This is a genomic window from Cronobacter dublinensis subsp. dublinensis LMG 23823, assembly GCF_001277235.1.
In the GTDB taxonomy this organism is placed as follows: domain Bacteria; phylum Pseudomonadota; class Gammaproteobacteria; order Enterobacterales; family Enterobacteriaceae; genus Cronobacter; species Cronobacter dublinensis.
Map to the genome: position 1 here is coordinate 1998914 of NZ_CP012266.1, position 19119 is coordinate 2018032.

The window sequence follows — 19119 nt, forward strand, 5'->3', positions numbered from 1 at the left end:
AGAGCCAGGAGTGTACGGAGTGCAAACCGCGTTGTGAAACGTTAATATTTGCCCTCTCCATTCAAAAATTTTGCAGGCAAAAATGTGGTCTGAATATTCCCTCGAAGTGGTGGACGCGGTGGCGCGCAACGGCAGCTTCAGCGCGGCGGCGGCGGAACTTCATCGCGTGCCTTCTGCCGTCAGTTATACGGTGCGCCAGCTGGAAGAGTGGCTGGCGGTGTCGCTGTTCGAGCGTCGGCATCGCGACGTCGTGCTGACGCCCGCCGGCGCCTGTTTTCTGCGCGAAGGGCGTTCTGTTATCAAAAAAATGATGATCACCCGCCAGCAGTGTCAGCAGATTGCCAATGGCTGGCGCGGACAGCTCGCCATTGCGGTTGACAATATCGTGCGGCCCGAGCGCACGCGCCGCCTGGTGCTCGACTTCTACCGCCATTTCTCCGATGTCGAACTGCTGGTGTCGCAGGAGGTGTTTAACGGCGTGTGGGACGCGCTGGCGGACGGGCGCGTGGAGCTGGCCATCGGCGCGACCCAGGCGGTGCCGGTGGGGGGCGGGCGCTTCGCGTTTCGGGATATGGGGATGCTGAGCTGGCGCTGCGTGGTGGCGAGCCATCACCCGCTGGCGCAGCACGCGGGCGCGCTCAGCGACGACAGCCTGCGCGATTACCCGTCGCTGGTGCTGGAGGACACATCGCGCTCGCTGCCTAAACGGATCACCTGGCTGCTTGATAATCAGCATCGCGTGGTGGTGCCGGACTGGCACTGCGCCGCCGACGCGCTGAGCGAAGGGCTGTGCATCGGCATGGTGCCGACGCATTTCGCCAAACCCTGGCTGGACCGCGGCCAGTGGCGGGCGCTGACGCTGGAAAATCCATTCCCGGACGCCGCCTGCTGCCTGACGTGGCGGCAAAGCGACGCCTCGCCCGCGCTGCGCTGGCTGCTGGATTATCTGGGGGACAGTGAAACGCTGAACAAGGAGTGGTTGCGGGAGCCAGACTGAGAGGGCTCCCGGCAGGAATTACCGGCGATAGTCGCGGAACGGACCGTCCGCCACCGATCGGCGCTCGATTAAGCGCGGATGCACCTCGATAGTCTGGGACTCTTCACGTTTATTAATGATGCGATCAAGCAGCATATTGAACGCGGTCTGGCCCAGCGTCTCTTTCGGCTGATGGATAGTGGTCAGCGCCGGGCTGAAAAAGCGGGCGTTGCGCACGTTATCGTAGCCGATGATGGAAATATCCTGCGGCACGCGCAGGCCCATCTCGTCAGCGGCGCAAATCGCGCCCATCGCCATGATATCGCCGCCGCAGAACACAGCGGTAGGACGCTGCGGCTGGGAGAGGATCTGCTGCATCGCGCGATAGCCTGACTCCGGCTCGAAATCACCCTGCACAATCCAGTTTTCCGGCACTTTGATCATCGCTTCTTCCAGCGCTTTCATAAAGCCGGAGAAACGCCCCACGCCGGTATTGCGCTCAAGCTGGCCGGGAATAACGCCGATATCGCGATGGCCGCGTTCGATAAGATAGCGGCCTGCGAGATAGCCGCCCTGGAAAGCGTTATCGATAACCGAGTCGGTGAAATCCGCTCTGGCTTCGCCCCAGTCCATCACGACCATCGGAATATGACGGTACTCTTCGAGCGTGGCGAGCAGCGGCTCCGGGTATTCCGAACACATCACCAGCAGACCGTCGACGCGCTTTTGCGCCATCATCGACAAATAGGCGCGCTGCTTTTCCAGATTGTTATGCGCGTTGCCGAGGATCAGCGTATAGCCTTTCGCGAAGCAGCTGTTTTCAACGGCTTCGATAATTTCCGCAAAATAGGGCGCTTCGCTGCTGGTGGAGAGCAGACCGATAGATTTGGTGTGGTTCACCTTCAGGCTGCGCGCCACGGCGCTCGGCGAATAGTGTAATTCTTTGATTGCCGCCCACACCGCGTTGCGTGTCTCTTCCGCCACAAAACGGGTTTTGTTAATTACATGTGAGACTGTTGTTGTAGAAACGTTTGCTCGCTTCGCGACGTCTTTAATTGTTGCCATTAATCATCACTCCAGACCCCTCGCTGAGCCCTGTAAAATCACGGGTTAATCGTTTGCCTGTACACACCCCTGTGTGCCACGAGGGGACGTGCGGCATGCCGGGAAACGCGACATTTATCGTGAGGAGGGGTCGATGGCCGGTACCGAATAAAGTAGCGACGAATTTTGGCTTATCTTTATCGAAAGGGGAAGAGGGAAAACGCATATCTGGCTAAATGTCGCAGGATTTTTCGGCGCGTTTATGCAAAAATGCGCTCTACCTGTTTTTTATGGGGTCTTTAAGGAGAATACCATGAGTTCCGATCTGAAATTTTCGCTGGTCACTACCGTTGTTGTGCTGGGTTTAATTGTGGCGGGCGCGTTTACCGCCATTCTGCATTAAGCGTGTCGCGGGAGAACGCGCCTGTTCTCCCGTATTCTTTTTGCTATTCCTGCGCTTTAGCTTCTTTCGCCCGTCGTTTCCTTTCTTTCTCCTGTTATTCCCTTATGATTCGCTAATAACAACTTGCGCGTGTTCTTTAACACACAGGCAATAATATTTTGCTGTTTTGGTTACTTATCCTGTCGGCCTGAAAATGCCATGCTTTCTGCATCCTGCTGTGACGCCGGGGAACCGGCGCTGTTGTACAATTTCTGGAGTAATGAATGAAAGTCAATTTTCCGTTACTGGCACTGGCTATTGGTGCCTTTGGCATTGGCACGACCGAGTTTTCCCCGATGGGCCTGCTGCCCGTCATCGCCAATGGCGTTAATGTCTCAATTCCCGCCGCCGGTATGCTTATCAGCGCCTACGCGGTCGGCGTCATGATCGGCGCGCCGCTGATGACGCTGCTGCTGTCGCACCGCGCACGGCGCAGCGCGCTGATTTTCCTGATGGCAATCTTTACGCTCGGCAACGTTCTGTCGGCGCTGGCGCCGGATTACATGACGCTGATGGCCTCGCGCATTCTCACCAGCCTCAACCACGGCGCGTTTTTCGGGCTGGGTTCCGTGGTGGCGGCAAGCGTGGTGCCGAAACATAAGCAGGCCAGCGCTGTCGCGACCATGTTTATGGGGCTGACCATCGCCAATATCGGCGGCGTACCGGCCGCGACCTGGCTTGGCGAAACCATTGGCTGGCGGATGTCATTCCTCGCGACCGCGGGGCTGGGTCTGGTGGCGATGGCGAGCCTCTGGTTCTCCCTGCCGAAAGGCGGCAGCGGCGAGCGTCCGGATGTCAAAAGCGAGCTGGCGGTGCTGATGCGCCCGCAGGTGGTGAGCGCGCTGCTGACCACGGTGCTCGGCGCGGGCGCAATGTTCACACTCTATACCTATATCGCGCCGGTGCTGCACCACATCACTGACGCCAGCGCGGCGTTTGTTACCGCCATGCTGGTGTTGATTGGCGTCGGTTTCTCCATTGGCAACTATCTGGGAGGGCGCCTCGCGGATCGCTCGTTGAACGGCACGCTGAAGGGCTTTCTGATGCTGCTTATCGTCATCATGGCGGCTATTCCATGGCTTGCGAAAACCGAGATCGGCGCGGCGGTCAGCATGGTGGTGTGGGGGGCGGCGACGTTCGCCGTGGTGCCGCCGTTGCAGATGCGCGTGATGCGTGTCGCCAGCGAAGCGCCGGGACTGTCGTCGTCGGTCAATATCGGCGCGTTTAATCTTGGCAACGCGCTTGGCGCGGCGGCGGGCGGCGCGGTTATACATGCGGGCTTCGGCTACAGCGTGGTGCCGGTGATGGGCGCGCTGATTGCCGCTCTCGGCCTGCTGCTGGTGCTGCTCTCCGGGCGTCGCGAAACGCAAACAGCCTGTCGCGCGGAATAAAACGGGCAACGCAGAAAAAGAAAACGGAGAAGGGTGACCTTCTCCGTTTTTGTTGATAGCGACCGTGGATTAACGGATCGTGCGCGGGGTCATCACCCGGCGCGCGCCAACATAGTGGCGCTGCCAGTAATCTTCGCTGAGCGAGGTTATCTGAATTTCCTGTCCGCTACGCGGTGACTGGATAAATTTGCCGTTGCCAACATACACGCCGACATGATCGGCCGTGCCGCGGCCCTGGGTGCGGAAGAACACCAGATCGCCGCTTTCCAGCTCGCCACGGTTGACCGGCGCGGCATCGCGCAGGTGATACATTTCATTCGCGGTGCGTGGAATGCGGAATTTCACCAGATCTTTATAGGCATACCAGACCAGACCGCTACAGTCGAAACCGGTGCGCGGCGAGGTGCCGCCCCAGTGATACGGCTTGCCAATCTGGTTCATCAGTTTGTTCATGGCGGTGTTCTGGGCTTTCTTCACGCGTGCTTTATGCGCATCTGCGATAGTCAGCGGCCCGTTAACGCATCGGGTTTTGCGGTTTTTACGGGTTTTTGAACAGGCTTGCGCAGTCAGATGCGTGCTGGCCTGTTTAACGGAAGTGCCGGAAGTGCGGCGGGAAGCGGTTTTACTGGCAGTCGATGAGGTCTTGCTGGTGCGTTTTGCGGTGGTGGTTCGCTTCTCGCTGGCGGTTTTCGCCGTTTTCGTTTTTGTCTTTGTTACGTTGTTGCTTTTCCTGACGGTTTTTGTGCTGGTTTTCTTTTTCACCGTACTGGCGTGCGCTTTTTGCACCTTTGAGGCGCGCGTCTGCTCCGACGCTTGCGCGAGCGGCGCAAAAGCCAGTGATGAAGTCATTAATAAAGCACAGAGCGTGAGAGCAATTTTTGTTTTGCGCGCCACTGAGCATTCCCCTGCATAAAGCCGGCAATCATGCCAACGGATGAAATTTAAGAGCTTGCTGATTCTAATCTAAAAAAATGACCAAAGTTAAGCAGCAAATCATCTTCGACGTGCAGTTTCGTTAACCTGCGCAACATTTTTCGCCAGTTACCGCTGCGTCGACGCGCATTTTAGCGCGCCTCCTCAGAGGAGAATATCGGCAGCTGTGAGAAAAGTGTTATTATTTGCGTCTCTTTCACCACGGCACGGCACCGGGCTTAAGCGCAAGATTATGCATTTTCGAGACGCTCCGGAGCCGCTACAATGTAAAGCTAACGCCGTAATGACGCTTGAGGAAGTAAGACAATGAGCACTACGCTTGAAAAAATTCAACGCCAGATCGCTGAAAACCCGATTCTGCTGTACATGAAAGGCTCACCGAAGCTGCCGAGCTGCGGCTTCTCCGCTCAGGCGGTACAGGCGCTGTCTGCCTGCGGCGAGCGTTTTGCGTATGTCGATATCCTGCAAAACCCGGATATCCGCGCCGAGCTGCCGAAATACGCTAACTGGCCGACGTTCCCGCAGCTGTGGGTGGATGGCGAGCTGGTCGGCGGTTGCGACATCGTGATTGAAATGTATCAGCGCGGCGAACTCCAGCAGCTGATCAAAGAAACGGCCGCGAAGCACAACCCGGAAGCGCCGGCTGCCGAGTAATGGCGTCACGCCATGCGCGAATAAAAAAGCGGCCTTCGGGGCCGCTTTTTTTGTGGGTCGCATAGCGCTTATTCGCTGTCTTCGGGCGTCGCGCTGTCAGCGGCCACGGGCAGCGGCCAGCCGCCGAGGCGTTTCCAGCGGTTGACGATTTCGCAAAACAGCAGGGCGGTCTGCTCGGTGTCGTAGAGCGCTGAATGCGCCTGGGTGCTGTCAAACGCCATGCCTGCCGCGATGCAGGCTTTCGCGAGCACGGTCTGGCCCAGCGCCAGGCCGCTTAACGCCGCGGTATCGAAGGTGACGAACGGATGGAACGGGTTGCGCTTGAGCGACGCGCGCTCTGCCGCCGCCATCATAAAGCCGTGATCGAACGTGGCGTTATGGGCCACCATAATCGCCCGGTTGCAGTTGCTCTCTTTCATGCCCTTGCGCACCATTTTAAAAATGGCGTGCAGCGCGTCATATTCGCTGACGGCGCCGCGCAGCGGGTTATGCGGGTCGATACCGTTAAATGCCAGCGCTTCGGGCTGGAGGATCGCGCCTTCGAAAGGCTCAACGTGAAAGTGCAGCGTCTCATCGGGGGTGAGCCAGCCATCGGCATCCATTTTCAGCGTAATGGCGGCAATTTCCAGCAGCGCATCGGTTTTCGCATTAAAACCGGCGGTTTCCACATCGATGACAACAGGGTAAAAGCCACGAAAACGGTCGGCCAGACCGGTCAGTTGAGCGTTATCGGACATCAGCGTCTCTTAAGTTTGGGGAATTAAAGCAGCGCGCATTATGGCAAATTTCACGACGGGATGCAGCAAGGCGGGCAGAACGCCCGCCGGAGGGATCAGTTGCCGAGGCCGCGACCCGCGTCTTTCTCTTCGATAAGCTCGATTTTGTAACCGTCTGGATCTTCAACAAAGGCGATAACGGTGCTGCCGCCTTTAACCGGGCCCGCTTCGCGGGTCACGTTGCCGCCGTTGTTGCGGATACGCTCGCAGGCGTCAGCGGCATTGTCCACGCTGATGGCGATGTGGCCGTAGGCGGTACCGAGCTCATAGCTCTCCACGCCCCAGTTGTAGGTCAGTTCAATCACTGCTTCTTCGCTCTCCGGGCCGTAACCGACGAACGCCAGAGAATATTTGTATTCCGGGTTTTCACTGGTGCGCAGCAGTTTCATGCCGAGAACGTTGGTGTAGAAATCGATGGAGCGTTGCAGGTCGCCAACGCGGAGCATGGTATGAAGTAAGCGCATAAGATCCTCTTAAATAAACGGACTGTGATAAAACGTCTGTATGAAACAGTATTTTAGTATAGCGGCGGGAGGCCGCCGCTATCAATTTTGATCACAGTGTCGGGTAGTCGATGTACCCTTCCGCGCCGCCGCCGTAGAAGGATTCCGGGCGCTGCGGGTTGAGCTCGGCCTTCTTACGCAGGCGTTCAACCAGATCCGGGTTGGCGATGTAATCACGACCAAACGCGACAGCGTCGATCAAGCCTTTGGCGATCAGCGCCTCGGCTTTTTCACGGCTGTACGCGCCTGCGCCAATGATGGCACCGTCGAAGCGCTCGCGCACTTTCTGGCGGAATTCGTCAGTGTAAGGCACGCCGCCCGCCCAGTCCGGCTCGGACATATGCAGATACGCGATGCCGCGTTTGTTCAGCTCTTCAATCAGATACAGCGCGTCGGCTTCTTCGTTCGGGCCGTTGTCGACATTCTGGAAACTGCCAATCGGCGACACGCGGATGCCGATGCGGTCGGCGCTCCACTCTTTGCTGACGGCGTCGACCACTTCCAGCACCAGACGGGCGCGGTTTTCGACGCTGCCGCCATACTGATCGGTGCGCTGGTTAGAGGACGGCGACAGGAACTGATGCAGTAGGTAGCCGTGCGCGGAGTGCAGCTCGACCATATCGAAACCGGCGTCGCGCGCGTTGCCTACGGCCTTGCGGAAATCGTCAACGATGCCCGGAATTTCGTGCGTTTCCAGCGCGCGCGGCGTGGTGGTGTCAACACGAATAGCTTTACCGTTTTCATCGCGCAGCGAAGTGCGGGTGCCTGCGTTGATCGCCGAAGGCGCAACCGGCGCTGCGCCGCCCGGCTGGATGCTGCTGTGGGAAATACGCCCCGTGTGCCAGAGCTGCACGGCGATACGGCCATCGGCGTCATGTACCGCCGCAGTGATTTTCTTCCAGGCGGCGATCTGTTCGTCGCTGTGCAGACCCGGCGCGCCCGCGTAGCCTTTGGCCTGCGCGGAGATCTGGGTGGCTTCGCTGATAATCAGCCCGGCGCTGGCGCGCTGGCGGTAATATTCCGCCATCATCGCGGTGGGAATATCGCCCGGCTCGATACTGCGCAGGCGGGTCAGCGGCGCCATAAATACGCGGTTAGGGGCGGTGATGGCGCCCACGTTCAGCGGGGTAAACAGCTTTTCGTCTTGCATAGTCACTCCTGAGTAGACCGGTCGTCTTGTAACGGGCGAAATAAAAAAGCGCTGCCGGCGGCAGACGCTGAGTTAAAGCATTTCTTTGACGTGCGCCAGCGCGTTTTCGAGCGGCGCGCCGCTGCGCGACACTTTGGCCTGCAGGCTGGCGCCGAGCCAAAGCACGTATAACACCTGAGCTTGCTGGTACGCGCTGCCGTTGAAGGTAAACGCCTTCGCGTCGCGTCCGCGCTCAAGGGCGCCGGCCAGCAGGTCCATCACCTGAGCCGCGCCTTTATCGAGCGCGCCGCGCATATCTTCCGACAGATCGCACACCTCAGCGCAAAGCTTCACCGTCAGACAGCCCGTCATTTTGCCGGTCTGGCAATAGTGACTGAGCGTCTCTTCAAACCAGGCGATCAGCTGCTCGCGCGCCGGGCCCGCCGGGCTGAAGTGCTGCTCAAGGCAGGCCTGATAGCGCGCGTAATGCCGCTCCAGCATCGCCACGCCAAACGCCTCTTTAGAGCGAAAGTAGTGGTAGAAGGAGCCTTTCGGCACGCCAGCGGTTTTTAACAGTTCGCTTAACCCCATACCGGTGAAGCCGCGTTGCAGGCAGAGCTGCTCGCCGATGGCAAGGAGGTGTTCGCGCGTGTCGTGTTCAGGTGTTCGGTTCATACGTTCCAATTTAGTAGACCGGTCGGTCTAATGCAAGTCGCCTTATTCAAAAGCGCCAGAAACGTTAACTTTTCCGGCAGGCGCTAAGCATATCCTGCTGTGGCTGATAAAGCGAAGTCTGGATATTCATGATGCCGAGCACGGTGGAGAAGAGATTGTCCTGAGAGACCTCATCCGTCGCCGCGCGCTTCGCGAGGCAGTCTGTATCAACGCCGTACTGGCGCGCGTAATCGCCGGAGAGCCAGAACAGCAGCGGAATATGGGTCTGCTGATCGGGCGCCAGAAGATACGGCGTGCCGTGCAGGTAAATTCCGTTCTCACCGAGCGATTCGCCGTGATCGGAAAGATAAACCAGCGCCGTGTTCATGGTCGACTCGCGCTTGCGCAGCGCATCAATGGTGCGGCTCAGCACGTCGTCGGTGTACAGCACCGTGTTGTCGTAGGTGTTGATTAACGCCTGGCGATCGCAGTCCTGGATCTCATTGGTGTCGCAGGTCGGTGTGAAGCGGCGGAAATTATCCGGGTAACGACGATAATAGGCCGGGCCGTGGCTGCCCATCAGGTGAAGAACAATGACTGAATCCTGCTTCATGCCATCCAGCACGTTATCGAAACGCCACAGCAGCGCGTCGTCGAGGCAGGAGCCATCTTTACACAGGTCGTTAAGCTTCCATTCAGTCATGTCTGTATGTGGAATGCGGTTGCAGGCACCTTTACAGCCGCCATCGTTATCGCGCCACAGCACGTTGACGCCCGCGTGCGCCAGCACATCCATCAGCCCTTCCTGATGGTGCGCCAGTTCCGCATCGTAATGCGCGCGGGGCATCCCGGAGAACATACAGGGCACCGACACCGCCGTTTCTGTGCCGCAGGACGTGGCGTGCGGATAAAACACCACGCCCTGTTTTTTAAGCTGCGGATTGGTGTCGCGCGTATAGCCGCCGAGCGAATAATTCTGCTCGCGGGAGGCTTCGCCAATCACCACCACCAGCACGGTTTTTTTCGGCTGCTGGCGAATGAGCGGGCCTTTTTTCGCGTCTTCGCCGATGCGCACCAGCGTCTGGTCGCCCGCGAAAAAGCGCGAATGGGTATATTTCACAATGCCGCTGATGTAATTAGCCGGCGTGACCATCTTGGTGATGTTTTTATTGTTGCGAAACAGCGAGGCGTAATCCTTATAAAAGAGAGACGCCACCAGGATAATCACCAGCAGGCTCGCGAGAATGCTGACCAGGCGGCGCAGGGCCGTCCAGAGCAGGCTACCGGAAGTCACCTCGACGTGGCTCAGCAGCAGCGCGGGTAACAGGCCTGCTATCGCAAGCCACGCGATAAGCTGCGGCGTTACCAGCGCCGTGGCCTCCTGCGAGTTGGTCTCGAAGATATTGACCATCATGTTCTGGTCAATGACCGCCCCGTAGGTATACATAAAAAAGCTACTGGCGGCGGAGCCGAGCAGCAAAATAACCAGGACGGGTTTTCGCAGCCACGGCAGATTAATAACGCTGAAAATCACCAGCCAGGCGCAGAACAGCACCAGCGGAATGGTGGCGGCGAACAGCACATCGTGCAGATGTTGCGGCGCGATTAGCGTCCAGCAGCGGCCGATAAACAGCGCGTTTATCAGCGTGAAGAGCAGGGCGCTGACAAGGTTAAACCGCAGATCGCTCCAGCGAAATTTTTTCAGAGTTGCCATTATCAAGACTCCATTAACGTTGGCGGCAGTCTACGGTGCAAAGATTAGTGAAACCTTAACACAGACATAACGATGCGCATCGCAGGTTCAACGAAGGCTCAACGGACTGGCGAATAGCGCGATGAACGCGCATTCACCGGCGGACTTGCATCCCGGCGCAGTTCGGGCTTCAATTGTAACTATCATGTTAACGAGGAGCCGTCGTGGCCGAGCAGCTCGAGTTTTTCCCCGTTCCCAGCCCCTGTCGCGGCATCTGTCAGTCAGATGAGCGCGGCTATTGCCGCGGCTGTATGCGCAGCCGCGACGAACGCTTCAACTGGCAGAAAATGAGCGACGCCCAGAAACAGGATGTGCTGCGCCTGTGTCGCCAGCGCATGCTGCGTAAGCTGCGCGCCGGTCGCAATGAGCCCGACGAAGAACCGCAGCAGCCTTCACTGTTTTAAGCGCGCCGCTTGCGTATAATTCTCCGCAATTTTCCTTTCTGAGGTAGGTACTTATGGTTGAGCGTATTCTTATGGCGCCGCAGGGGCCGACGTTTTCGCGTCTGGTGATGGGCTACTGGCGTTTAATGGAGTGGAACTACGCGGCCCGCGATCTGGTTGGGTTTATCGAGCAGCATCTGGAGCTTGGCATCACGACGGTTGACCACGCCGATATCTACGGCGACTACCAGTGCGAAGCGGCGTTTGGCGAGGCGCTGCGCCTCGCGCCGCACCTGCGCGAGAAAATGGAAATCGTCACCAAATGCGGCATCGCCACCACGGCGAAACCGGAAAACGCGATTGGTCACTACATCACCGACCGCGCGCACATCACGCACAGTGCGGAGAACTCGCTGCGCCTGCTCAATACCGACGTGCTGGATCTGCTGCTGATCCATCGCCCCGATCCGCTGATGGACGCCGATGAGATAGCCGAAGCTTTCCTGGCGCTGCACAAGAGCGGCAAGGTACGCCATTTCGGCGTCTCTAATTTCACGCCCGCGCAGTTCTCGCTGTTACAGTCCCGCCTGCCGTTTACGCTCGCCACCAACCAGGTGGAAATCTCCCCGGTGCATCAGCCGTTGCTGCTGGACGGTACGCTGGATCTGCTACAGCAGTTGCGCATTCGCCCGATGGCCTGGTCGTGCCTCGGCGGCGGTCGACTGTTTAGCGATGAACGTTATGCGCCGCTGCGCGCCGAGCTGCAGCAGGTGGCTGAAGAGACGGGCGCAGAGACGCCTGAGCAAGTGGTCTATGCATGGGTGATGCGCCTGCCGTCGCAGCCGCTGCCGATTATCGGCTCCGGTAAAATCGAACGTGTGAAAAGCGCCGTCGGCGCGCTGTCGCTTGAGCTTTCCCGCCAGCAGTGGTTCCGCATCCGCAAGGCCGCGCTCGGTTACGACGTGCCGTAATGCTTTTATTCCCGCTTTCCGGTGTGTTTCGCAAGGGTGTTATAGACTTAACGGGACTCACCTGAAAACTGGAGGGAATATGAAGCGATTGACTCTGGCGGCGCTGGTGCTGCTGACATGCGGCGCCGCTCAGGCTGCCAGTAAAGAAGTGGACATGCGCCTCGCGACCGAAAAGGGCGTCGGCCAGTCCGTCGGCACGGTGAAAATCAGCGAGACCGACAACGGGCTGGAGTTCGCGCCCGACCTCAACGGCCTGCCGCCGGGCGATCACGGTTTCCATATTCACGCCAACGGCAGCTGCGAGCCCGCCATGAAAGAGGGCAAGATGGCGGCGGCCGAAGCGGCTGGCGGCCATTTCGACCCGCAAAAAACCGGTAAACACGCCGGGCCGGACGGCGACGGACATTTAGGCGACCTGCCGGTGCTGTCCGTCAATAATGACGGTAAGGCCACCGACCCGGTGACCGCGCCGCGCATTAAAACGCTGAAAGAGGTGAAGGGCAAAGCCCTGATGATTCATATCGGCGGCGATAATATGGCCGATCATCCGAAGCCGCTGGGCGGTGGCGGCGGGCGCTACGCCTGCGGCGTTATTTAACCGTTCCTCTGGCGTTGTCCTCCTGCGGCGAGGGCGACGCCTGTTCGAGCTGCGACAGCGAGCACCATAACCGCCAGATGATCCCCGCCAGCCGACGCGCATCGGGTTGATGATGGCGGGCAAGCGTGAGGCTGATGCGTTCAAGCTCGCCGAGCGCCGCCGCGAGCGGCCGCTGACGCACGCCTTTCACGCTCATCACGTCCCGTAAAGTTTCTATACAGATATCGCGCACCTGCGACAGCGGGTCGGCGCGCGTTTCCCATTCGCGCAGCTGCCAGACCACGTGCGAGCAGTTAAGCAGCACCACGCCCCAGCGCAGCAGCCAGCGGCGGGTGGCGTCGTCTTTACTGCTGCTGAGCTGGCTGATGTGGTGATAAACCAGCGATTCAAACGCCGCTTCGCCACGCTGCGGGGCGCGGCTGAGCTGGTCGATAAACCCGCGGCGCAGCGCCCGGATATGGCGCAGCCCTTTGCGCTGGTCGGAGCCGGGCCGCAGCACCGCGAACGCCACCCAGCAACACGCCACGCCGCAAATCTTCGCCAGATTGTCATTGAGGAAATCCGCCAGATCGTAAACCGGCGGGTTAGTCACCGAGATAAACGAGCCCATAAAGACGATAAGCTGCCCCCACAGCCCGGCAAAGCGCGGCTGTTGCAGCTTCATCAATTGCATAGTGGTGAGCAGCGGGAACAGAAACAGCAGGAACTGCCAGAGATCGGTCACCTGCACCATCAGGCCGAATTTCACCACAAAGCTGAAAAGCGTCAGCAGCAACAGCGTTCGCAGCAGGAGATTCAGTGAATTGTGCGGCGACGGCGAGGCGGAATAGAGCACGCAGCTTATCGCCGCGAGCGTCAGCGCGCCGCTGCCCGCCTCCCAGCGCGTGTTAATCGTCCAGGCGCCGATAAGCGTAATGACGCAGAAGGTGCGCAGCGCGCTCCAGAGCGCCTCCGCGTTGTCAGTGTGACGCGCCAGCGGCGGGGCGGCGGGCACGCTGTACGACGTATCGGCAGCCGGGGCATCGAGTCGGGCTATCCAGCGCTGGCAGTTCATCCAGACGCGGCAGAAATCGCGCAGCCGCAGCCAGAACGCCAGATGGCGGAAATCGCCGTCCTCAGGCGGCGCAAGCGTCGCCAGAACTCTCGCCACGCGCAGCGGGCAGGGCTTAGGATGACCCAACTCCGCCAGCAGCGTATCGAGCCCGTCCCATAAAGTTTGCGGCGGTTGCGGCCAGTTCAGCAGCAGGCGGCGCAGGCCGGAGATATAGCTGGTCAGCCGCAACTGCTGGTGCAGCAGGTAATTGAGTAACTGATTTTGCTGGCGGATGCGATAGTGGCTCCAGAAGGCCTGAATGCGCAGCAGGTTAAGCGTCAGCACCTGCGTGATGACGCCCTCGTGCGCGGTGCGGATTGCATCGGTCGTCTGCGGCTTCCACAACATGTTCGCGTGCTCCAGCAGGCGTCCCTGCATTTTGCGCAGCGCCCCGAGAAACGTCACGCTGTCGGGCGGGCCCGGCATGACCATCATCATCAGCCCGCCGCACAGAATACCGACGATCACCTCACAAACGCGCGACTGGGCGATATTCCAAAGCTCCGTGGTCTCGATGGTGTTGACCAGTGGAAAAGCGATGATGGCGGCGGTGTAGCCCGCAAGCTGGAAGGCGTAGGCAGCGTTATTATGAAAATAGCCCGAAACCCAGGTACAGAGCGCGAGCCACAGCGCCATCGCCCAGACAAACAGCCACGGATCGTTAAGCGTATGCCCGGCGATAATCAGCGACGCGCTGGCCCCAAGCAGACTGCCCGCGATACGTCCGAGACTTTTGCTGATAACGCCGCCGACGGTCGGGAAACTCACCACGGCGGCGGATGTCATCGCCCAGTACGGCTCGTCAAGCTCCAGTACGTAAGCGATAGTCAGCGCCAGCGACATCGCGATGCCGTTGCGAAGCGCGTAGCGCCATTGCGCGGGCGTCGCCTTGCCCCACGGGGAGTGCTGCCAGGTCAGCCAGTCGAGGTTCATCGGCGCCGCGCTCAGTCGGTGAGCGACACGGTACAGGTGGTGCCGGAGACCAGCGTCACGCCCTGCGGCAGGCTGTCTAACGCGATACGCACCGGCACGCGCTGCGCGAGGCGCACCCACGGCACGTTGGGTTTGATATCCGCCACCAGGCTGCCCTCGCTCTCAACGCTCTGGTCGTAGATGGCGCGCCCGATGCTTTCCACTTTGCCCTGCAGCGGCGTATGGGTGCTGTAGAGGAGGATTTTCGCGCGGGCCCCTTCGCGGATATGCCGCAGCTTGGTCTCTTCGAAATACCCCACCACGTAGAACGAGTGGCTGTCCACCAGCGCGAAAACCGGCTGGCCCTGGCTTGCGTAGTTGCCCACGCGGCTCGAAAGATTGGTCACCCAGCCATCGACGGGCGCCACAACGCGCGTCTGCTCAAGCTGCCAGCGCGCATGTTCGAGCGAGGCCTGCGCCATTTTAAGCGCCGCCTGGGCCGCTTTAACACCGATATTGGCGGTATCAAGATCTTCAGCGGAGATATAGTTCTGCGGCAGATGGCGGCGGCGGTTCGCTTCGTTATTGGCTTTGGCGAGATCGGTCTGCGCGCGGGCGAGCTGCGCCTCGGCGTTCAGCACCGCGATGCGGTACGGTGTATCGTCAATAGCGAACAGCAGGTCACCGGCTTTCACCTTCTGGTTGTCGCGCACCGGCAGTTGCGTGATAGCGCCGGAAACCTGCGGCGTGATGTTCACCTGCTCGGCGCGCACTTTACCGTCGCGCGTCCAGGGCGACTGCATATAGTAATTCCAGACCACCCAGCCTGCCAGCAGCGCCGCGGCGACGACCAGCAGCGTGGAAAAATATTTAAGCGTTTTCAGTCGCATGTGGTCACCATGCCATCAGGATAATCAGCGCGAGGCTGACTGACAGGACGAACAGGGAGAGATCCATCAGGGTGGGATGCCAGATATCGCCCGCGTAAATCCAGTCGCGTAGCAGGCGATGCACCATCAGCCAGAGAAAAAAACCGAGGATGACGGCTTTGAAGAGCGGGGGGAAATAGACCGACGCGCCAGCGACGAGATCGGAAAGCGCAAACCCTGAAGTGAAAAAGCGCGATATCACGAGACATTAATCCTTTAAAACCGGAGGGATGGCAGCCGTTTCAGATGCCCCGTTCTGGTCTAGAATTATAGACGTCGCGGTATTAACCGCCAGCGCGGGCTATTTGTTTTAGCTACCTAAATACTGCACACTAGTCTAAAATCAGTATAATAACTTAGCAAGCTAATTATAAGGAGATGAAATTGGAATCGCCATTAGGCTCTGACCTGACAAGACTGGTGCGCATCTGGCGTGCTCTGATTGACCATCGCCTGAAGCCTCTGGAATTAACGCAGACCCACTGGGTGACACTTCATCATATCCACGCGCTGCCGCCCGATCAGTCGCAAATTCAACTGGCCAAGGCCATTGGCATTGAGCAACCCTCGCTGGTGCGCACGCTCGATCAGCTTGAAGAGAAGGGGCTCATCGCCCGCCATACCTGCGCCAGCGATCGCCGCGCCAAACGTATCAAACTGACGGAAAAAGCCGCGCCCATCATTACGCAGCTTGAAGACGTTATCCTGAAAACGCGCGGCGAAATCCTCTCCGGCATTACGCAGGAAGAACACGACCAGATGCTGCGCATCGTCGCCCGCCTTGAGAAAAACATTCTGGCACTGTCAGCGAAAGAGTAAGCGGCGCGTCTGACCGCAATATGACAACCTGCAACGCATAAAAAAACGGAGGAGCACAGGCTCCTCCGTTTGTGTTTCTGCGCGGGACAACGCCTTGCCGCTTAGCGCGGAGAGACGGTCACCTGGCTGCCGTTGCTTGCCAGCACGACGCGCTGACCGGCGGAGAATTTGGTGTTGCCCTGTTTCTGAACGACCATGATGGTGTTGCCGTCATCCTTGCGAATTTCCAGCTCAACGCCCTGGGTCTTGTTCACCGCGCCCTGTACGCCCTGGCCTGCGACGCCGCCGGCGATGGCGCCCGCTGCGGTGGCAATGGAGCGGCCGCTGCCGCCTCCGACGGAGTTACCGAGCAGGCCGCCCAGCACCGCGCCGCCGAGCGCGCCGATAACGTTGGTATCATCACCGCCCTGGATCTTGACCGGACGAACGTTCACCACGGTGCCGTACGTGACGTTCTGTACCTGTTTGGCTTCAGAGGCGGTATAGACATCACCGGAAAGGCTATCATTGTTGACGCAGCCCGCCAGCGTTAAACCTACCAGCGAAACAACCAGTACACGTGAAATCATGTAAATCTCCTGTTCACCAACAAATGCTCACCTGAGCATCCATCATATTCAAATTATATGGCATATGACCGCGATATTTCACTTTGATCACAACCCCAATGATAAAAATCGTAAAATGCCCTGCCTGAACGGCAAATCAACATCGTAGTGAAAGCAGGCTTTTTTACCGGTCCGGGATTATTCCGTTGCCGAATCAGGGTGAATGTTTATGATTGAGGGCTGCCGGCGGGCGTGGTGTTGCGTCGCGCGTTTTCACACAGGGTTTAAGGATTACGTATGAAATCAGGTCGCTACATTGGAGTGATGTCCGGCACCAGCCTCGACGGGGTGGATGTGGTGCTCGCCGCCATTGACGAACATATGGTGGCGCAGCAGGCGAGCCTGAGCTGGCCGATGCCGCAGGCCATCAAAACGGCGATTCTGGACATCTGCCAGGGGCAACCGCTGACGCTTTCGCAGCTCGGCAGGCTCGATAACCAGCTCGGCTGCCTGTTTGCCGAGGCAGTTAACGCGCTGATGCAGCAGCAAAACCTCAACCCGGAAGATGTCATGGCGATCGGCTGCCACGGGCAGACCGTCTGGCATGAACCTACCGGCAGTGCGCCGCATTCGATGCAGATCGGCGACAACAATCAGATCGTGGCGCGCACCGGCGTGTGCGTTGTAGGTGATTTCCGCCGTCGCGATATGGCGCTCGGCGGGCAGGGCGCGCCGCTGGTGCCCGCTTTTCATCAGGCTTTGCTGGCGCACCCGACGGAGCGGCGTATGGTGCTGAACATCGGCGGCATCGCCAACCTGTCGCTGCTGTTTCCAGGACAGCCGGTTAAAGGCTTCGACACCGGCCCCGGTAATATGCTGATGGACGCCTGGATCTGGCGCCAGCAGGGCAAACCCTACGATAAAGACGGCGAATGGGCCGCGAGCGGCACCGTAGTGCGCCCGCTGCTGCAACAAATGCTGAGCGACCCTTATTTTTCCGCCCCGGCCCCCAAAAGCACCGGGCGTGAATATTTCAACTACGGCTGGATAGAGCGCCAGCTGTCGCTCTTTGCAGGGCTGGCGGCGCAGGATGTGCAGGCGACGCTACTTGAGCTTACCGCCAGCACTATCTCCCGCGAAGTGCAGCTCAGCGGCGGCGCGGAGCGGCTGATGATTTGCGGCGGCGGTGGACGCAACCCGCGTCTGGTGGCGCGCCTCGCGGCGCTCCTGCCTGGCACCGAAGTCTCCTCCACTGATGAGATGGGCATTCGCGGCGACGATATGGAAGCGCTGGCCTTCGCCTGGCTTGCGTACCGCACGTTGAGCGGCGTGCCGGGCAACCTGCCGTCGGTTACCGGCGCGCGCGAGGCGAGCGTGCTGGGCGCTATCTTTCCCGCCAACCCCTTAAATAATCGGACTTTGCCGACTTTTCCGCTGCCGTCAGGCAGATAGACTGAATGCGTTACGGGGGCCCGGCCCCCTCCAGAAATACGCTTTCAGGATATGCCATGAAGAAACTGCTTGTCGTTTTGCTTCCCGCGATGCTCGCTGGCTGTAGCTACTATGACGCTATGGTCGAGCGCATGCACACCGATACCCTTGAATACCGCTGCGATGATAAACCGCTGACGGTGTCGCTCAATCACACGCGCCAGCAGGTCAGTTTCGTGCTGGATAATAAAGTGCTGCACCTCAACGAAGGCCGCGCCGCCTCGGGCGTGCGCTATACCGACGGCATCTATGCGTTCTGGTCGAAAGGCGACGAGGCGACGGTCTACTACCGTGACAATATTGTGTTAAATCACTGTCAGTTACAAAACCCGAAGCGTTGAGATTTTAGCGGGTGGGGCGCACAATAGCGCCACCCGATCCTCACTGGTTCAACGCTATGTCTGATCTTGACCATCTGCAACAGATTGCGCATCTGCGCCGCGAATATACCAAAGGCGGGCTGCGCCGCCGCGATTTAACCGACCAGCCGCTGCCGCTGTTTGAGCGCTGGCTCGCTCAGGCGTGCGAGGCGAAACTCGCGGATCCTACCGCAATGGTCGTCGCCACCGTCGATGAACAGGGCCAGCCGTACCAGCGCATCGTGCTGCTCAAACATTTCGACGAGCGCGGCATGGTTTTTTACACCAATCTCGGCAGCCGCAAGGCGCACCATCTTGAAAATAACCCGCGCATCAGTCTGCTGTTCCCGTGGCATATGCTGGAGCGCCAGGTGATGGTAACGGGCAAAGCGGAGCGCCTTTCCACGCTGGAAGTGGTGAAATATTTCCACAGCCGCCCGCGCGACAGCCAGATTGGCGCGTGGGTGTCGAAGCAGTCGAGCCGCATCTCCGCGCGCGGCGTGCTGGAGAGCAAATTCCTCGAACTCAAACAGAAATTCCAGCAGGGCGAGGTGCCGTTGCCGAGCTTCTGGGGCGGTTTTCGCGTCAGCCTCGACCAGATGGAATTCTGGCAGGGCGGCGAGCACCGGCTCCACGACCGCTTTTTATACCAGCGCGACGCCGACGGCTGGAAAATCGACCGTCTCGCCCCGTAAGTGAGCGATTTTCTTATGCAAGCGCTGGCGCTCCCAGGGCTTGCGCTTTATTCTATGCCTCCCTGA

General features: G+C 59.2%; 22 protein-coding genes. 11 read left to right on the forward strand and 11 right to left on the reverse strand.

Features of this window, described 5'->3' with window-relative positions; genetic code table 11:
* Positions 1-82 precede the first annotated feature (82 nt).
* Positions 83-997: a DNA-binding transcriptional activator PunR gene (punR, locus tag AFK67_RS09105; RefSeq protein ID WP_007718681.1), complete on the forward strand. Its 915-nt coding sequence runs from the start codon at positions 83-85 to the stop codon at positions 995-997.
* Positions 998-1015: 18 nt separating this feature from the next.
* Here the strand turns inward: punR and purR are convergent, their stop codons facing one another.
* On the reverse strand, positions 1016-2041 hold the full coding sequence (gene purR, locus AFK67_RS09110; protein WP_007718682.1) for an HTH-type transcriptional repressor PurR: 1026 nt from the start codon (positions 2039-2041) through the stop codon (positions 1016-1018).
* A 292-nt stretch (positions 2042-2333) separates the two neighbouring features.
* Between purR and cydH the strand changes: the two genes are divergently transcribed.
* Entirely contained in the window at positions 2334-2423 is a 90-nt protein-coding gene (cydH, locus tag AFK67_RS22805; protein WP_032966972.1) for a cytochrome bd-I oxidase subunit CydH, read from the forward strand.
* Positions 2424-2686: 263 nt separating this feature from the next.
* Positions 2687-3853 carry an MFS transporter gene (locus AFK67_RS09115; protein ID WP_007718686.1) on the forward strand — a complete coding sequence of 389 codons (1167 nt, stop codon included), beginning with the start codon at positions 2687-2689 and terminating at the stop codon, positions 3851-3853.
* A 69-nt stretch (positions 3854-3922) separates the two neighbouring features.
* Here the strand turns inward: AFK67_RS09115 and AFK67_RS09120 are convergent, their stop codons facing one another.
* Positions 3923-4747 carry a C40 family peptidase gene (locus AFK67_RS09120; protein WP_007718688.1) on the reverse strand — a complete coding sequence of 275 codons (825 nt, stop codon included), beginning with the start codon at positions 4745-4747 and terminating at the stop codon, positions 3923-3925.
* Positions 4748-5092: 345 nt separating this feature from the next.
* Between AFK67_RS09120 and AFK67_RS09125 the strand changes: the two genes are divergently transcribed.
* Positions 5093-5440 carry a Grx4 family monothiol glutaredoxin gene (locus AFK67_RS09125; RefSeq protein WP_007718690.1) on the forward strand — a complete coding sequence of 116 codons (348 nt, stop codon included), beginning with the start codon at positions 5093-5095 and terminating at the stop codon, positions 5438-5440.
* Between the two features lie 68 nt (positions 5441-5508).
* Here AFK67_RS09125 and rnt read toward each other — a convergent pair whose 3' ends face one another.
* The 5 genes from rnt to eptA form a co-directional block, all read right to left on the reverse strand.
* The gene (gene rnt / locus AFK67_RS09130) at positions 5509-6177 is read right to left on the reverse strand and encodes a ribonuclease T (RefSeq protein WP_007718692.1); all 669 of its coding nucleotides are present in this window, start codon (positions 6175-6177) and stop codon (positions 5509-5511) included.
* A 95-nt stretch (positions 6178-6272) separates the two neighbouring features.
* Positions 6273-6680, reverse strand: a complete 408-nt coding sequence (gloA, locus tag AFK67_RS09135) for a lactoylglutathione lyase (protein WP_007718694.1) — start codon at positions 6678-6680, stop codon at positions 6273-6275.
* A gap of 91 nt (positions 6681-6771) precedes the next feature.
* Positions 6772-7869, reverse strand: a complete 1098-nt coding sequence (gene nemA / locus AFK67_RS09140; RefSeq protein ID WP_007718696.1) for an alkene reductase — start codon at positions 7867-7869, stop codon at positions 6772-6774.
* A gap of 72 nt (positions 7870-7941) precedes the next feature.
* Positions 7942-8523 (reverse strand): TetR/AcrR family transcriptional regulator, encoded by a 582-nt coding sequence (locus AFK67_RS09145; RefSeq protein WP_007718698.1) that lies wholly within the window; start codon positions 8521-8523, stop codon positions 7942-7944.
* A gap of 64 nt (positions 8524-8587) precedes the next feature.
* The gene (gene eptA / locus AFK67_RS09150; protein ID WP_038883743.1) at positions 8588-10216 is read right to left on the reverse strand and encodes a phosphoethanolamine transferase EptA; all 1629 of its coding nucleotides are present in this window, start codon (positions 10214-10216) and stop codon (positions 8588-8590) included.
* A gap of 203 nt (positions 10217-10419) precedes the next feature.
* Between eptA and AFK67_RS09155 the strand changes: the two genes are divergently transcribed.
* The 3 genes from AFK67_RS09155 to sodC all read left to right on the forward strand — a co-directional run bounded on the left by AFK67_RS09155 (position 10420) and on the right by sodC (position 12207).
* A complete protein-coding gene (locus AFK67_RS09155) occupies positions 10420-10659 on the forward strand; it encodes a DUF1289 domain-containing protein (RefSeq protein ID WP_007718703.1) in 240 nt (79 codons plus the stop codon).
* Positions 10660-10712: 53 nt separating this feature from the next.
* Entirely contained in the window at positions 10713-11609 is an 897-nt protein-coding gene (locus AFK67_RS09160; protein ID WP_007718705.1) for an aldo/keto reductase, read from the forward strand.
* Positions 11610-11688: 79 nt separating this feature from the next.
* Entirely contained in the window at positions 11689-12207 is a 519-nt protein-coding gene (gene sodC, locus AFK67_RS09165; RefSeq protein WP_032966973.1) for a superoxide dismutase [Cu-Zn] SodC, read from the forward strand.
* Here sodC and AFK67_RS09170 read toward each other — a convergent pair.
* The 3 genes from AFK67_RS09170 to AFK67_RS09180 are packed head-to-tail and all read right to left on the reverse strand — an operon-like array spanning position 12200 to position 15343.
* Entirely contained in the window at positions 12200-14233 is a 2034-nt protein-coding gene (locus AFK67_RS09170; RefSeq protein WP_007718709.1) for an FUSC family protein, read from the reverse strand. The genes sodC and AFK67_RS09170 overlap by 8 nt on opposite strands.
* A gap of 11 nt (positions 14234-14244) precedes the next feature.
* The gene (locus AFK67_RS09175; protein ID WP_007718711.1) at positions 14245-15102 is read right to left on the reverse strand and encodes an efflux RND transporter periplasmic adaptor subunit; all 858 of its coding nucleotides are present in this window, start codon (positions 15100-15102) and stop codon (positions 14245-14247) included.
* A gap of 4 nt (positions 15103-15106) precedes the next feature.
* A complete protein-coding gene (locus tag AFK67_RS09180) occupies positions 15107-15343 on the reverse strand; it encodes a DUF1656 domain-containing protein (RefSeq protein ID WP_007718712.1) in 237 nt (78 codons plus the stop codon).
* A 176-nt stretch (positions 15344-15519) separates the two neighbouring features.
* Between AFK67_RS09180 and slyA the strand changes: the two genes are divergently transcribed.
* The gene (gene slyA, locus AFK67_RS09185) at positions 15520-15960 is read left to right on the forward strand and encodes a transcriptional regulator SlyA (protein ID WP_032966975.1); all 441 of its coding nucleotides are present in this window, start codon (positions 15520-15522) and stop codon (positions 15958-15960) included.
* Positions 15961-16061: 101 nt separating this feature from the next.
* On the opposite strand, the gene slyB is transcribed toward slyA, so the two are convergent.
* Entirely contained in the window at positions 16062-16529 is a 468-nt protein-coding gene (slyB, locus tag AFK67_RS09190) for an outer membrane lipoprotein SlyB (protein WP_007718718.1), read from the reverse strand.
* A gap of 276 nt (positions 16530-16805) precedes the next feature.
* On the opposite strand from slyB, the gene anmK reads away from it, so the two are divergent.
* From anmK to pdxH, 3 genes are read left to right on the forward strand one after another with little or no spacing between them, the layout of a single operon-like run.
* Complete coding sequence (gene anmK, locus AFK67_RS09195) at positions 16806-17960, forward strand: anhydro-N-acetylmuramic acid kinase (protein WP_007718720.1); 1155 nt, start codon at positions 16806-16808, stop codon at positions 17958-17960.
* Positions 17961-18016: 56 nt separating this feature from the next.
* Complete coding sequence (gene mliC, locus AFK67_RS09200; protein ID WP_038872380.1) at positions 18017-18340, forward strand: C-type lysozyme inhibitor; 324 nt, start codon at positions 18017-18019, stop codon at positions 18338-18340.
* 56 nt (positions 18341-18396) lie between these two features.
* Complete coding sequence (pdxH, locus tag AFK67_RS09205) at positions 18397-19053, forward strand: pyridoxamine 5'-phosphate oxidase (protein WP_038883742.1); 657 nt, start codon at positions 18397-18399, stop codon at positions 19051-19053.
* Positions 19054-19119 lie beyond the last annotated feature (66 nt).